7 protein-coding genes and 1 pseudogene are annotated in these 14715 nt (G+C 60.4%); 1 reads left to right on the forward strand and 7 read right to left on the reverse strand.

Features of this window, described 5'->3' with window-relative positions; all coding sequences use genetic code 11:
• Positions 1-148: 148 nt before the first annotated feature.
• On the forward strand, positions 149-1303 hold the full coding sequence (locus QFW87_RS13885) for a PatB family C-S lyase (protein ID WP_283190792.1): 1155 nt from the start codon (positions 149-151) through the stop codon (positions 1301-1303).
• A gap of 21 nt (positions 1304-1324) precedes the next feature.
• Here QFW87_RS13885 and QFW87_RS13890 read toward each other — a convergent pair.
• The 7 genes and pseudogenes from QFW87_RS13890 to QFW87_RS13920 form a co-directional block, all read right to left on the reverse strand.
• Positions 1325-2286: pseudogene (locus QFW87_RS13890) on the reverse strand (IS110 family transposase).
• A 265-nt stretch (positions 2287-2551) separates the two neighbouring features.
• Positions 2552-3298 (reverse strand): SDR family oxidoreductase, encoded by a 747-nt coding sequence (locus tag QFW87_RS13895; RefSeq protein WP_283184374.1) that lies wholly within the window; start codon positions 3296-3298, stop codon positions 2552-2554.
• 93 nt (positions 3299-3391) lie between these two features.
• A complete protein-coding gene (locus QFW87_RS13900; protein ID WP_283190793.1) occupies positions 3392-5473 on the reverse strand; it encodes an EAL domain-containing protein in 2082 nt (693 codons plus the stop codon).
• A gap of 147 nt (positions 5474-5620) precedes the next feature.
• On the reverse strand, positions 5621-7099 hold the full coding sequence (locus tag QFW87_RS13905) for an efflux transporter outer membrane subunit (protein WP_283190794.1): 1479 nt from the start codon (positions 7097-7099) through the stop codon (positions 5621-5623).
• Positions 7096-10203: an efflux RND transporter permease subunit gene (locus QFW87_RS13910; protein WP_283190795.1), complete on the reverse strand. Its 3108-nt coding sequence runs from the start codon at positions 10201-10203 to the stop codon at positions 7096-7098. Before QFW87_RS13910 ends, QFW87_RS13905 begins: the two co-directional genes overlap by 4 nt.
• On the reverse strand, positions 10200-13304 hold the full coding sequence (locus QFW87_RS13915) for an MdtB/MuxB family multidrug efflux RND transporter permease subunit (protein WP_283184370.1): 3105 nt from the start codon (positions 13302-13304) through the stop codon (positions 10200-10202). The genes QFW87_RS13910 and QFW87_RS13915 overlap by 4 nt, the downstream gene beginning before the upstream one ends.
• A complete protein-coding gene (locus QFW87_RS13920; protein WP_283190796.1) occupies positions 13301-14617 on the reverse strand; it encodes an MdtA/MuxA family multidrug efflux RND transporter periplasmic adaptor subunit in 1317 nt (438 codons plus the stop codon). Before QFW87_RS13920 ends, QFW87_RS13915 begins: the two co-directional genes overlap by 4 nt.
• Positions 14618-14715 lie beyond the last annotated feature (98 nt).

A 14715-nucleotide genomic window follows, 5' to 3' on the forward strand; every position in this document is an offset into this window, starting at 1 on the left:
TAGACAATGCGAGAACTGACTGTGTGAAAACCGACCATCGGGCAATACCGGGGCGTCAGCCATCACACTACCTGTGGGAGCTCGCTCCCACAGGGGCTTGGCGTTTATCATTGCCCCACGTTCAACCCCGCTTTTTATGAGACTGAGCATGACTTTCGATTTTGATCAGGTGTTCGACCGCCACAACACCGGCAGTACCAAATGGAGCCGTTATCCGGCCGACGTGTTGCCGATGTGGGTGGCCGACATGGACTTCTCCGCACCGCCGGTGATCATCCAGGCCCTGCAAAAACGTCTGGAACACCCGATGCTCGGCTACAGCGTGGCCCAGGATGACTTGCGTAATGCCATCGTCGCCGATCTGTGGAACAAGTACGCCTGGCGCGTATTGCCTGAGGAACTGATTTTCCTGCCGGGCGTGGAGTCGGGGTTCAACATGGCGCTGAATGCGCTGGTCCAGCCGCAGCAGAACGTTGTGGTTCAGGTTCCGAACTACCCGCCGCTGCGCCATGCGCCGGGTCACTGGGGTTTGAACAAGGTTGAACTCGAATTCGACGCGTTGGCGGACGGCACTTACGCCACGCCACTCGATGCCTTGAATCGGGCGCTGACCGGTGGCGGTGCGCTTCTGCTGAGCAACCCGCACAACCCGGTGGGCAAAGTCTTCCCGCGAGAAGAACTGCAAGCGGTCGCCGACATCTGCGTGAAGCAGGACGCCTGGATCATCTCTGACGAGATTCATGCCGAGCTGTGTTTCGACGGGCGCCTGCACATTCCGACGGCTTCCCTGAACCCGGAAATCGCCAAGCGCACCATCACGCTGATGTCGGCGAGCAAGGCCTACAACATTGCCGGGCTGAAAACATCGTTCATGATTATTCAGGACTCGGCGTTGCGTGCGCGGGTCAACCACGCCCGCTGCGGCATGGTCGACAGCGTCAACCCGTTGGGCATGGAAGCGACGCGCGTCGCCTACAGCGAAGGCGGCCCTTGGCTGGCCGGGTTGAAGGCTTATCTGCAAAGCAATCGGGATTATCTGGTGGAAGCAATCAACACGCGACTGCCGGGTGTGACCATGAATATCCCGCAAGGCACGTATCTGGCGTGGCTCGATTGCTCGGCGCTGGGACTGGATAACCCTCAGCAGTTTTTCCTTGAGCAGGCCAAGGTTGGGCTGAGCCCTGGTCTGGATTTCGGCGATGACAGCAAACAGTTCGTACGCCTGAATTTCGGCTGCCCACGGGCATTGCTGGAAGAAGGCATCGCGCGGATGGAGCGTAGTTTGCTCAATCGCAAGGCCTGAACAACCCGCCTGTGGGAGATTCTATGTTGCAGGGCAACCCCGCAACCTCAGGCCGGGTGGTATTCGCTCTGATTTTTCATCAGGGCAAATGCCACCCGGCAGAGTTTCCGGGCAAGGGCCACCAAGGCCTGGGTTTTCGAGAAGCCTCTTGCCAAATACGACTCGTAAAACGGTTTCCATTTAGCTGAGCGACAGGCTGCCATTGCGGCGTTGTAAGCCAACCGGCGGACTTCCGGATCCCCTTTTTTTGTCAGGTGCCGGGGGCCGTTCTTCTTCCCGGAGTCATCGACCGTAAGGTCCATCCCTAGAAACGCGATGAACGCATCACTATTGGCAAAATCACCGCGCATAAAGGTCGTCGCCAACCCGGTTGCAGTCAGTTCGCCAACCCCTTCGATGGCTTTGCAGCGGTCGATATTCTCTTCAATACCCGCCTCTTTGCTGACCTTGCGCAGCAGTTTCTGAATGGCCTGATCCGCTTGCTTGAAGGCCTTTTGCTGGGCGCTCTGTACTTTCTTCAACAAGGGTTCATTGGCCCAGCTCAGCATCAGACCGGCATGGTTCTGGATCAGCGTTGCACGTCTGTGGAGCAGGCTTTTCAGCGAGGTGTAGGCCTTGGGTGGTGGGCTCCAGATCCGCAGTCCGTCTTGTTCGTTCGTCAAATAACGCGCCAGCAGACGGGCATCGCAGGGATCGTTCTTGGCTCGTTGGCCGATGCCGCGGCGATAGTTGCTCACCCGATAAGCATCCACGACATAGACCTGGTGCCCCATCGCATGGGCCAGCTCGACGGTGTCCAGGTGGTAGATGTTGGTGGCTTCAACGGCGATAGCGCTTTGGGCGGGCAATGTTTTAAGCCAGCGTTTGAGGGCTGTTCGATCGTTCTTGATGGTGTCAGTGGTTAGCCGGTCGGAGCGATAGACAACTATTTCGGCCTTGGCGATATCGACGCCAACCACCGTCTGCGAAGTAAGGATTGTCATGACGAATCCTCGGAGCTAGGGTTTAAGAGCTTGTCGGGGTCTACCGTTGCGCTGGCTTGCCTCTATCGTCGGTTTTACCGATGAATTCCTTATCGGCGCTTTGGGTAGAAGGGGCGGGATGAGAAGTCTCCCACGGTCTGTACTGGTCAGAGTCAGAATCGAGCTTTTAGTCCCGCCCACCCCTTCAAGTCTAAACATACAAGCGAGCTTGCTCCGGGCGGCGTTCCGACGATGAGGGCAGACCAAACAGTGCAAATCTAAAGGCTTAGCGCCCGCCGCCGAGGTCAACGAATGTCCCGGTCGCATAGGAAGCCTTGTCCGACAGCAACCACACGATCGCCTCAGCCACTTCTTCCGGACGCCCGCCCCGAGCCATCGGAATCGCCGACTCTAGCTTGCTGACCCGATCCGGGTCACCGCTCAACGCATGGAAATCGGTGTAGATGTAACCAGGGCGCACCGCGTTGACGCGGATGCCTTCGCCGGCCACTTCTTTGGACAGGCCGATGGTGAAGGTATCCAGCGCACCTTTGGAGGCGGCGTAGTCGACGTATTCGCTTGGCGCGCCCAGGCGTGAGGCCACCGAGGACACATTAACGATGCTGCCGCCCTGCCCGCCATGCTTGGGCGACATGCGCAGGATCGCGTGTTTGGCGCAGAGGATCGGCGCCAGGACGTTGGTTCTGAGGATTTTGAGAATACGGAATTCGGACATTTCATCAATCCGGGACTTGTGCCCGACGGTGCCAGCGTTGTTCACCAGTGCCGTGACCCGGCCCAACTCAGTGTCCACACGGTGGAACAGCGCAATCACTTCATCTTCAATGCTGACGTCGGCGCGCACAGCGATGGCTTGGGCGCCGAGGGCGCGGACTTGTTCCAGCACAGTTTGCGCAGCGGATTCATCGGCCAGGTAGTTGATGCAGATCCGATAGCCTTGTTCGGCGGCCAACAGGGCTGTGGCGGCGCCGATACCGCGGCTGCCGCCGGTGATGACGATGACTTTGTCCATGCGAAATTTCCCCCATTCCAAGCGTTAGCAGTCGAGGGCAAGAATAACCGTCATCGCTGGCTTTTGCATGGGCTCACATCAATCACAGTGTTCTCAACTCACCGCCAATTGCTCTGCACGCAGAATATCTACCATGAAGCGTTCGGCCGGCAGCGGGTGCCCGAGCAGATAGCCCTGCAGCGAATCACAACCGAGTTGCGTCAGGAAGTCTTGCTGCGAGTCGGTCTCCACCCCTTCCGCAACGATCCGCAACCCCAGCGCCTGGCCGAGGGCAACGATGGCGGAAACGATGGCGGCGTCATCGCTGTCACGCTCCAGATCGCGGACAAAACCCCGGTCGATCTTCAGTTCGTTGGCCGGCAAGCGCTTGAGGTACATCAAGCTCGAATAGCCGGTGCCAAAGTCGTCGATCGACAGGTCGACACCCATCGTCGAAAGCTCCTGAAGCACCGTCATGCTCGCATCGGCATCGCTCATGGCGGTGGTTTCAGTGATCTCGAGGGTCAGGCTGTTGGCTGGCAAATGGTGAGTGGCCAAGGCTTTGGCGACGCTCTGGACCAGACCCGCGTGGCAGAACTGCAGGGCTGAAAGGTTCACTGCGATGCGCCAGTCGGTGTACCCGAGCACGTACCACTCGCGCATCTGTCGGCAGGCTTCGTTGAGCACCCACTCGCCAATCGGAATGATTAGCCCGGTCTTTTCCGCCAGTTCAATGAACTTGTCCGGGAGCAACATGCCCTCGGTCGGGTGCACCCAGCGCAGCAACGCCTCGGCGCCGACCGGCCGGCCATTGCCGGCATCGAACTTGGGCTGGTAATAGAGACTGAACTGCTGCTGATCGAGGGCGATACGCAAGTCCTGCAACAATTGCAGCTGTTTGCGCGCGTTGCTGTTCATCGAGGCATCGAAGAAGCTATAGCCGTTTTTCCCGGCGCCCTTGGCGTGATACATCGCCGCGTCGGCATTCATCAGCAATTCTTCGGCGGTATCACCGTTACCCGGATAAATCGCGATGCCAATGCTGGCGGAAATCTGCAAGTCATGTTCGGCGACCCGGAACGAGCGCGCGATCAGCCCGACCTGACGGGCCGCCAGGTTCAATGCGTCATTCTGATCGCCGAGCTGCACCAGTAAAACGAACTCATCACCGCCGATCCGCGCCAGGGTGTCGTGGCTGCGCAAATCCTCGCGCAAGCGCAAGCCGACCTCACGCAACAACAGATCGCCCATATGGTGACCGAAGGCATCGTTGACTGGTTTGAAACCGTCCAGATCGATGAACATCAACGCGAAACAACCGCCCTGCTCCTGCACCATGGACATTGCCTGATCGATGCGGTCAGCCAGCAACACGCGATTCGGCAGGCCGGTCAGGGTGTCATGCAGGGCCAGTTGAGTCAGTTCGCGGTTGGCCTCGGTCAATGAGTGGGCAAGGCCTGCGGTGCGGGCCTCAAGGCGCGCATCGAGGATCGAGGTCAACAAGGCAAGGCTCAACACTGCCAGGGTGGTGATCAGCACCAGATTGTCCAGGCCCTTGCCGTTCAAGCCGCTGACGGTAGCCACACAGAAGCTGCCGTCTGGAAAACGCGCCGCCGCCATACCGGTGTAGTGCATGCCGACAATCGCGAGGCCCATGATCACCGCCGCACCGCCACGGATCAGGCCGACATAAGGTATGTGCTGGCGCAGGCGGAAAGCGATCCATAACGCGGCGCCCGAGGCGACTACGGCGATCAGCAGCGAGGCGCCGAACAGCGTCGGATCGTAATCGATACCCGGCTGCATGCGCATGGCGGCCATGCCGGTGTAGTGCATGGCGCTAATCCCGGTGCCCATGACCAGCGCGCCGAATGCCAATTGCCAGGCTGGCAATTGTGGCTGGCTGACCAGCCACAGGGCAAAGCCGCAGGACAGGATGCCAATCAACAGTGACAGCAACGTGATGCCGACGTCGTAACCGAGGTCGATGGGCAATTTGAACGCGAGCATGCCGATGAAATGCATCGACCACACGCCAACCCCCATGGCAAAGGCGCCGCCCGCCGTCCATAGTTGCACGGCCCGGCCCTTGGCCGTGGCGATGCGTTCAGTCAGGTCGAGCGCAGTATAGGAGGCGAGAATCGCCACAAAAAGCGAGATGATAACCAGCGTGGGGGAATAGCTACCGATAAGCATGAGACTACTCGCGACAGCCCTCCGTTCTCGGGGGGCAAATCGGGCGATTGTACTGATTGCGCAAAAGAACGCACCGACAAAATAAGCAAATGGCCATCAAGTCGATGAAACGTTGGTTTTAAGGTTTCACATCGGGGCAGATGCCTACTATTTTTCGCTCACTTGCAACGCCCCATCCCAGCCACCACCCAATGCCGCGATCAACTGCACACTGGCAATCAACCGGCTCTGCAACAGGCTCAGCACGCTGCGTTCATTGTTCAACGCTGTGGCCTGAACGACCACCACGCCCAGATAAGCGATCACACCGGCCTTGTACTGGTTCTGGGTCAGGCGCAAGGACTCTCGCGCCGCGTCCAGCGCTTCCTGGCGCACGCCCGCTTCGTCTTCCAGGACCTTGAGCTGCACCAGATAGTTTTCCACCTCACGGAAACCATCGAGCACGGTCTGGCGGTACTTGGCCACTGTTTCGTCGTAGGCCGCTTCGCTGCGGTCAACTTCCGCAGAGCGCTGACCGCCGTCGAACAAGGTCATGGCCAATTGCGGTCCGACCGACCAGAAGCGGTTTGGCACGCTGATCCAGTTGGAAGAGGTGCTGCTGCTGTAACCACCGTTCAGACTCAGGGTGAAGTCCGGGTAGTAGGCCGCCTTGGCCACGCCGATGTTGGCGTTGGCGGCCATCACCGAGCGCTCAGCGGAGGCGATGTCCGGGCGGCGCTCGAGCAATTGCGAAGGCAGGCTCAGCGGTATCTCGGGCAACGCAGGAATGTCTTTGCTTTCAGCCAGGCTGAACTCGGCCGGCGGTAGCCCGATCAGAACGGCAATGGCATTCTCGAATTGAGCGCGCTGCCAGATCAGATCAACCATGTCAGCCTGGGTGCTTTTGAGCTGAGTCTGAGCCTGCGCCACCGCATCCTTGCCGGAGACACCGGCGCGGTACTGGTTTTCGGTCATTGTCAGCGAGCGCTGATAGGCCTCGACCGTCGCTTCCAGCAGGCGTTTCTGCTCGTCGATCACTCGCAATTGCAGATAGTTCTGCACCAGTTCCGACTGCTGGCTCAAGCGCATTGCCGCCAGATCAGCATAACTCGCCTCGGCATTGGCGGTGTCGGCTTCCAGTCCTCGGCGCAGCTTGCCCCAAACATCGGCCTCCCAACTGACTCCGGCCTGTGCAGTGTAAGTGTCACGAATCCCGCTGGAAGAACTGGTCAGGCTCGAACTGCTGCTGCCGGTGCCCTGGCTGGAGCGGTTTTTCCCGACGGTCAGGTCCACGGTCGGGAAAAACGCGCCACGGGCACTGCGCACCAAGGCCTGGGCCTGACGGTACTGGGCTTCGGACTGCGCGACGGTCTGGTTGGCACTGTTAAGCTTTTCGATCAGGCCATTAAGCTGCTGATCGCCATACAACTCCCACCAGGCGCCACGGGCCAGGGAATCGCTGGGCTTGGCCTGACGCCAGCCTGCCGCTTCCTTGTATTGCGCCGGCGCAGCCGCTTGCGGGCGCTGGTAATCCGGGCCGATAGCGCAGGCGCTGAGCATCGCCACGCACAGCGCCAGGCTCGACAAACGCGAGCCTCGGGCCGTTACCAGCGGTGCAGCCAGAGTGATAAGCGAACGGTCAGTCATAGCGGAGTTTCCAGAGCAGCATCGGTACGCACCCCACGCCAGTGGTTGAAGCGATGGCGCAGTTTGTCGAGATACAGGTAAACCACCGGGGTGGTGTAAAGGGTCAGCACCTGGCTGAAGATCAGCCCGCCGATAATGGTCAGGCCCAGCGGTTGACGCATTTCCGCACCTTCGGCGCGGCTCAGCAGCAACGGCAACGCGCCGAGGATCGCCGCCAGGGTGGTCATCAGAATCGGCCGCAGACGTTGCAGGCAAGCGCTGCGAATCGATTCCAGCGGCGCCATGCCCTGATGCCGTTCCAGCTGCAACGCCAGGTCGATCATCAGAATGGCGTTTTTCTTCACCACGCCGATCAGCAGGAACAACCCGAGCAACGAGATCAGGCTGAACTCACCGCCCAGCGCATAAATCGACAGCAACGCGCCGACCCCGGCCGACGGCAAGGTCGAAAGAATGGTCAGCGGATGGATGTAGCTTTCATACAGCACACCGAGCACCAGATACACCGCCACCAGCGCGCCGAGAATCATCCACGGTTGGCTCTTCTGGGTCGCGGCGAAGGCATCGGCGGTGCCGGCCATTTTCGCAATGACACCTTCCGGCAAACCCACCTTGGCGATCGCCCGCTCGATGGCGGCCGTGCCCTGCTCCACCGTCACCCCGCCGGCCATGTCGAAAGCAATGCTTTCCGAAGCGAACTGGCCTTCGTGGCTGACCCGATCGTCTTCCAGGCTGTTTTCGTAATGGGCGATGGTCGACAACGGAATCCGCGCGCCGTCGGCGGTGATCACCTGAACCTGATTGAGCGTGATCGGGTCCTGGGCATATTTCGGGTTGACCTCCATCACTACCTGATACTGGTTGAGGCTGTCGTAAATCGTCGAAATCTGTCGCTGACTGTAGGCGTTGTTCAGCACCGAGGTGACCATGTCCATGTCGACACCCAGGCGTTTGGCCTGATCACGATCGACAATCAACGTTACTTGCTGCGCGCCACGGCCTTCTCGGGCGTCAATCGCCGTCAGCTCCGGCAAAGCCTTGAGCGCAGTGACAACCTTCGGATACCACTCGCGCAACGCACCCAGATCACCGCTTTGCAGGATGTACGAATACTGCGACGTACTTTGCTCGCGACCGCCACCAAATTGCAGGTCCTGGTCGGCCATCAGCATCAACTGTGCACCGGCCACCTTGGGCATTTCCTTGCGCAGGCGTTCGATGACCTTTTGCGCAGACAGGTTGCGTTCCTTGATCGGCTTCAGCCGCACCAGCATGAAGGCGTTGTTGGTGCCGTTGGTGCCGCCGATGAAGCCGGCGACGCTTTGCACCGCGTCATCCTTGAGCACGGCGCGGCGGAAGGTTTCCATTTTTGGCTGCATCACGCTGAACGACAACCCATCGTCGCCGCGCACGAAGCCGATCAGCTGACCGGTGTCCTGCTGAGGCATAAATGTTTTAGGAACAACGACATACAGTGCAATGTTAACGCCGACTGTCACTAGCAGGCTAAGCAGGGTCAACCGGCGATGACGCAGCACCCAGTCGAGGCTCGTGGCGTATTTGCCGACCATCCACTCGTTGGCGCGCTGACTCCAGCGCTGCAAACGGTTTTCCTCACCCGGCGTATGCGGCTTGAGCCAGCGGGCGCAGAGCATCGGTGTCAGCGTCAGAGAGACCACCAGTGACACTACGATGGACGCCGCCAGCGTGATGAAAAACTCGCGAAACAGGCTTTCGACGATCCCGCCCATGAACAGGATCGACAGGAACACTGCCACCAGCGAGACGTTCATCGACAGCAAGGTGAAGCCGACTTCCTGCGCCCCCAGGTACGCGGCCTTCATCGGCGGTACGCCTTTGTCGATGTGCCGGGAAATGTTCTCCAGCACCACGATGGCATCGTCCACCACCAGCCCGGTGGCCAGAATCAGCGCCATCAGCGACAGATTGTTCAGGGAGAATCCGTAGAGGTACATCACCGCAAAGGTACCGACCAGGGAAACAGGCACCGCCAGGGTAGGAATCAACGAGGCGCGGAAGTTACCGAGGAACAGGAACACCACCAGAATCACCAGCGCCACGGCAATCAACAGGGTCATTTCCGCTTCGTGCAAGGTCGCCTTGATCACCGGCGACCGGTCCATCGCCACGTTCAGCTTCACGCTGGCCGGCAACACGGCCTGCAACGCCGGCAGTTGAGCCTTGATTTCGTTGACCGTCTCGATGATGTTGGCGCCGGCCTGGCGGTTGATCACCAGCAGTACCGCCGCGTCGTTGTTGAAGAAACCGCTGTTGTAGCGGTCTTCGACGCCGTCGCTGACCTTGGCCACGTCCTTCAGGCGCAGGGCCGCGCCGTCCGCGTAGTGAATGATCAGCGACTCGTAATCCTTGGCTTTTTCCAGTTGATCGTTGGCCTGAACCTGCCACAGCCGCTGGCTATCTTCGACCGACCCTTTTGGCCGGCGCACGTTGGCGTTGGCGATGGTGTTGCGCACATCGTCCAGCGCCACGCCGTATTGGTTGAGCGCCTGCGGTTCGAGTTCGATGCGCACCGCCGGCAAGGAGCTGCCGCCGATCTGCACTTCGCCGACACCCTGCACCTGAGACACGCTCTGGGACAGAATCGTCGAGGCCAAATCGTAGAGCTGGCCTTTTTCCAGTACGTCGGAGGTCAGCGACAGCACCATGACCGGCGCCTGGGACGGGTTGACCTTCTTGTAGGTCGGCATGCTGCGCATCCCGCTCGGCAGCAGGTTGCGCGAGGCGTTGATCGCCGCCTGCACTTCCCGCGCCGCGCCGTTGATGTCGCGGTCGAGGTCGAACTGCAAAATCACCCGGGTCGAGCCCTGGCTGGAGCGGCTGCTCATGGTGTTGACCCCGGCGATGGCGCCGAAGGAGCGCTCCAGCGGCGTGGCCACGGTCGAGGCCATGACCTCAGGGCTTGCACCGGGCAGACTCGCCTGGACCACGATCACCGGAAAGTCCATCTGCGGCAGCGGCGCCACCGGCAACAGGCCGAAGCTCACGCCGCCCAGCAGCAGGATCGCCAGGCTCAGCAACATCGTCGCGACCGGGCGCTTGATGAAAGGTCCGGACAGGTTCATGGCTGTTCTACCGCTTCCACGGCTTCAGACTTGCGACCCCAGCGCCGACCGAGGCGGTCGAAATACAGATAGATGACCGGAGTGGTAAACAGCGTCAGCACCTGACTCACCAACAAGCCCCCCACCATCACCAGGCCCAACGGTTGACGCAGTTCCGCGCCGGAGCCGGTCGCCAGCATCAGTGGCACCGCGCCGAACAACGCGGCCAGTGTGGTCATCAGAATCGGCCGGAAACGCAGCAGTGCCGCCTGATAGATTGCCGTTTCCGGGTCCATGCCCTGATTGCGTTCAGCGTCGAGGGCGAAGTCGATCATCATGATCGCGTTCTTTTTCACGATGCCGATCAACAAAATGATGCCGATGATCGCGATCATGCCAAGGTCATTCCCGCTCAACAGCAATGCCAGCAAGGCGCCGACCGCCGCCGAGGGCAAGGTCGAGAGAATGGTGATCGGGTGGATGTAGCTCTCGTAAAGCACACCGAGCACGATGTACATGGTCACCACCGCCGCCAGAATCAGCAGCAAGGTGCTCGACAGCGACGCCTGGAAAGCCTCGGCCGCGCCCTGGAACTGGGTCTGTACGCCAATCGGCATGCCGATGTCCTTCTGCACCTGGTCGATGATCTCCACCGCATGCCCCAGCGCCACGCCGGGCGCGAGGTTGAAGGACATCATCACTGCCGGAAACTGCCCGATATGAGTGATCGCCAGTTGCGCCTGACGCTCCTCGATGTGCGCCAGACTGGAGAGACGCACTTGCCCGCCGTCGGTGGTTTTCACGTGAATCTGATTCAGCGCATCCGGGCCGATCTTCTCGCCGGACTGCGATTGCAGCACCACGCGGTACTGGCTGGCCTGGGTGTAAATGGTGGAAATCTGCCGCTGACCGAAGGCGTCGTACAACGCATCGGTGATGTTCGACACCGACACACCGACCCGCGACGCCGCATCGCGGTCAATCACCAGATAAACCTGCAAGCCTTTGTCCTGCAAATCGCTGGCAACGTCGGTCAGCTCCGGCCGTTGGGCCAGTGCTTCCACCAGACGACCGCTCCACAGGCTGAGCAGCTCGGAATCCGGCGACGACATGCTGAATTGATACTGGGTGCGGCTGACGCGGTCTTCGATGGTCAGGTCCTGCACCGGCTGCATGAACAGGCGAATGCCGGTGAGTTTGTCCAGTTCCGGTTGCAGACGGGCAATGACTTCGGTGGCGCTCAAGTCGCGGTTACTGTGGGATTTGAGGTTGATCAGCAGACGACCGCTGTTCAGCGTCGAGTTGTCACCGTCGACGCCGATGTAGGACGACAAGCTTTCCACTGCCGGATCGGCAAGGATCACCTTGGCCAGCTCCTGTTGACGCTCGCTCATCGCCGCAAAGGAAATCGACTGCGGCGCCTCGGAAATGCCCTGGATCACCCCGGTGTCCTGCACCGGAAAGAAGCCCTTGGGCACCACCATGTAAAGGAATACGGTCAACGCCAGCGTGCCGATGGCCACCATCAGGGTCAGCGGTTGATGCTTGAGAACCCACTTTAACTTGCGCCCGTAAGCCGCGATCATCCAATCAATTGTGGCGCCGCTGGCTCGGTAGAAACGGCCTTGTTCTTCTTCCTTGGGTTCACGCTTGAGCAACCGAGCGCACATCATCGGCGTCAGTGTCAGGGACACCACCAGGGAGATCAGGATCGCCACCGCCAGGGTGATGGCAAATTCGCGGAACAACCGCCCCACCACGTCGGCCATGAACAGCAACGGAATCAGCACCGCGATCAGCGACAGGGTCAGGGAGATCAGCGTGAAGCCGATCTGTTTGGCGCCCTTGAGCGCCGCATTCAGGGGGCTCTCGCCCTCTTCGATAAATCGGGAAATGTTCTCCAGCATGACGATCGCATCGTCCACCACGAAACCGGTGGCGATGGTCAGTGCCATCAGGGTCAGGTTGTTGACCGAGAAACCCGCGAGGTACATCACGCCGAAGGTGCCGATCAGCGACAGTGGGACCGCGACCGACGGAATGATCGTGGCGCTGACCCGACGCAGGAACAGGAAGGTCACCATCACGACCAGCGCAATGGCGATCAACAATTCGTGCTGCACGTCGGTGACCGAGGCACGGATGGTCTGGGTGCGGTCGGTCAGCACAGTGACTTCGAGACCGGCCGGCAGGTTGTCGGTGATGCTCGGCAGCAGGGCTTTGATCCGGTCAACCACTTCGATGACGTTGGCGCCAGGCTGACGCTGGATGTTCAGCAGCACGGCCTGACTTTCGTTGGCCCACGCCGCCAGACGTTCGTTTTCCGCGCCATCGACGATCTCTGCCACGTCCTTGAGCCGCAACGGCGCGCCGTTGGCGTAGGTGAGAATCAGATTGGCGTAGTCTTTGGGCGAGGTCAGTTGATCGTTTGCATCGAGCATCGACACCCGGGTCGGGCCGTCGAAGTTGCCCTTGGGTTGGTTGACGTTGGATGCGCCGATCAGGGTTCGCACGTCGGAGAGGTTCAAGCCATTGGCGGCCAGCGCCTCGGGATTGACCTTGATTCGCACCGCCTGACGCTGGCCGCCGGCAATGCTGACCATGCCGACGCCGCTGATCTGGGCGATTTTCTGCGCCATGCGCGTGTCGACCAAGTCATTGAGCTTGGGCAGCAGCATGGTCTTGGACGTGATGGCCAGGGTCAGCACCGGGGTGTCCGCCGGGTTGACCTTGTTGTACACCGGCGGCGCCGGCAGGTCCTTGGGCAGCAAATTGGTCGCAGCGTTGATCGCCGCCTGCACCTGCTGCTCAGCGACGTCCATGTTGATGTCGAGGCTGAAACGCAGGGTCAGCACTGAAGCGCCGCCGGAACTGGTCGAAGCCATTTGGGTCAGGCCGGGCATCTGCCCGAATTGACGCTCAAGCGGCGCGGTCACGGCGCTGGTCATGACATCCGGGCTGGCGCCGGGGTACAGCGTCATGACGCGGATGGTCGGGTAATCGACCTGAGGCAATGCCGACACCGGCAACAGCCGATAGGCGATCACGCCGGCCAGGATAATGGCCAGCATGCTCAGGGTCGTGGCGACCGGGCGAAGGATGAACAGCCGCGAGATGTTCATGCGCCGCCCTTTTTCGCCTTGTCGGTGACTGTCGCGTCAGGCGCGGTGGTGGCCGACTTGCCTTGCAGGTGTTCAGTCGGGGTGGTCGGTACGTCCTTGCTATCGTTGACCACTTCGACTTCGCTGCCCTCTTTCAGGCGGTCGGTGCCTTCCAGCACGACGCGATCACCTGCGGCCAAGCCTTCGGTAATGACGGTGTTTTCGCCGTCACTGGCGCCGACTTTCAACTGACGGATCGTGACTTTCTTGTCGCCATCCAGCGCATAGACAAAAGTACCGTTGGTGCCGAACTGAATTGCCGCCGAGGGTGCGAGGACCACTCCTTTGAGGGTGTCGGCCAAAAGATGAACGTTGACAAACTGATTGGGGAACAGCGCCTGATCGCGGTTCTCGTAGCGAGCCTTGAATTTCAGGGTGCCGGTGGTCACGTCGATCTGGTTATCGAGGCTCTGCAAGACGCCGGTGGCCTGCAACTTGGTGTCGCCACGGTCCCAGGCTTCGGCGGGCAATTTGGCGCCGGTGCGATAGCGGGCCAGTACGACGTCGAGGCTGTTTTCCGGCAAGGTGAAGGCAACGCTGATCGGTTGGGTCTGGGTGATGATCACCAGCGCGGTGGTGTCGTTGGCTGCCACCAGATTGCCGACATCCAGCTGACGCAAGCCCACACGCCCGGCAATCGGGGCGCGGATCTTGGTGAATTCCAGATTGAGCTTGGCGTCGTTGACCGCCGCCTGATTGGTTTTGACCGTGCCCTGATACTGGCCCACCAGCGCTTCGGCGGTGTCCAGGGTCTGCTTGGCGATACTGTCTTCGCGATACAGGCCGCGATAGCGTTCCACATCGACCTGGGCGTTTTTCAGTTGTGCCTGGTTCTGCAGCAACGTGCCTTCGGCCTGAAGCAAGGCGTTCTGGTACGGACGCGGGTCGATTTCAGCCAGCAGATCGCCAGCCTTGACCATCTGCCCTTCCTCGAAGGAGATCTTCATCAGCTCACCTCCGACGCGGCTGCGCACATTGATGGTGTTCAGCGCCGTCACGGTGCCCAGCGCCTTGTAGTACAGCGGGAAGTCACCCTTGACCGCTGGCGCGACACGCACTGGAACCGGCCCGGTCGCCCCGCCGAAACCGGGACGCATTCCCCCCGACCTGCCGGTTTGCCCGGCAACGGCTTTTTGCCCTGCGCCCTCTTTTTGGGCAGTGCCGACGGGCCAGAATTTCCAGCACAGGCCAGCGATGACCAACAGGACAAGCAGGCCGAACAGCCAGCGACGGGGACTACGGGAAACGGAGGATTGCATGGAATGATCAACCATTGGGCGCGTGGGCTTCTTCTACAGGAGGCTGAACGATAAGCACTGGCGGGCATTAAGCAAAGCGGCTTTACCGGCAATTTACCTTCGGCTTACGTAAC

This window comes from Pseudomonas sp. PMCC200344, assembly GCF_030053095.1.
Classification (GTDB): domain Bacteria; phylum Pseudomonadota; class Gammaproteobacteria; order Pseudomonadales; family Pseudomonadaceae; genus Aquipseudomonas; species Aquipseudomonas svalbardensis.

What these genes read in the sequence shown, in the direction of transcription:
- QFW87_RS13885 (WP_283190792.1), top strand. Translation starts at nt 149, where the DNA reads ATGACTTTCGATTTTGATCAGGTGTTCGACCGCCACAACACCGGCAGT.
- QFW87_RS13895 (WP_283184374.1), bottom strand. Translation starts at nt 3,298, where the DNA reads ATGGACAAAGTCATCGTCATCACCGGCGGCAGCCGCGGTATCGGCGCC.
- QFW87_RS13900 (WP_283190793.1), bottom strand. Translation starts at nt 5,473, where the DNA reads ATGCTTATCGGTAGCTATTCCCCCACGCTGGTTATCATCTCGCTTTTT.
- QFW87_RS13905 (WP_283190794.1), bottom strand. Translation starts at nt 7,099, where the DNA reads ATGACTGACCGTTCGCTTATCACTCTGGCTGCACCGCTGGTAACGGCC.
- QFW87_RS13910 (WP_283190795.1), bottom strand. Translation starts at nt 10,203, where the DNA reads ATGAACCTGTCCGGACCTTTCATCAAGCGCCCGGTCGCGACGATGTTG.
- QFW87_RS13915 (WP_283184370.1), bottom strand. Translation starts at nt 13,304, where the DNA reads ATGAACATCTCGCGGCTGTTCATCCTTCGCCCGGTCGCCACGACCCTG.
- QFW87_RS13920 (WP_283190796.1), bottom strand. Translation starts at nt 14,617, where the DNA reads ATGGTTGATCATTCCATGCAATCCTCCGTTTCCCGTAGTCCCCGTCGC.